The sequence below is a fragment of the Adlercreutzia sp. DFI.6.23 genome, from assembly GCF_024462535.1.
In the GTDB taxonomy this organism is placed as follows: Bacteria; Actinomycetota; Coriobacteriia; order Coriobacteriales; family Eggerthellaceae; genus Adlercreutzia; species Adlercreutzia rubneri.
Map to the genome: position 1 here is coordinate 1 of NZ_JANGBP010000213.1, position 392 is coordinate 392.

At 48.5% G+C, this 392-nt stretch carries 1 protein-coding gene; it reads left to right on the forward strand.

Annotated features, from left to right (window positions below; all coding sequences use genetic code 11):
• Window positions 1–118: 118 nt before the first annotated feature.
• A partial coding sequence (locus tag NE591_RS13055; RefSeq protein WP_256156840.1) for a hypothetical protein occupies window positions 119–392 on the forward strand: 274 nt, incomplete at its 3' end.

Consider the following 392-nt stretch of genomic DNA (forward strand, 5'->3'; position numbering starts at 1 on the left):
GAAAAGAATCTCCAGGGGCTGCGCTTGCATCAACCTTGGAGATTCTTTTCACTATAGTACTGTTACGAATGATAACTATGTTACGGCAGAAAAAATTACCAATTGGGGCGATGTGAAAATGATTCGCATCGCGGCTACGAGTGATACCGAAAGCATTCCGGAGGATGCGGATCTAAAAGTTAACCTGCGTCTGAGTCCAAAGTTTGACAGCAGCTCCGATCTTGTGGGCAGCGTGGTCAACTTTGGGCCTTGCGGCGTGTCTCCCTATTCCGTGGGCAGCACGCTCAATCAGGGGCACAACCCCTTGTCACGCATTCAAGTTGAGTTCCAGACGGGCGTTATTGAAGGGAAGGTATTTATTGATAAAGACTTCGATGGCGTCTATACGGAAG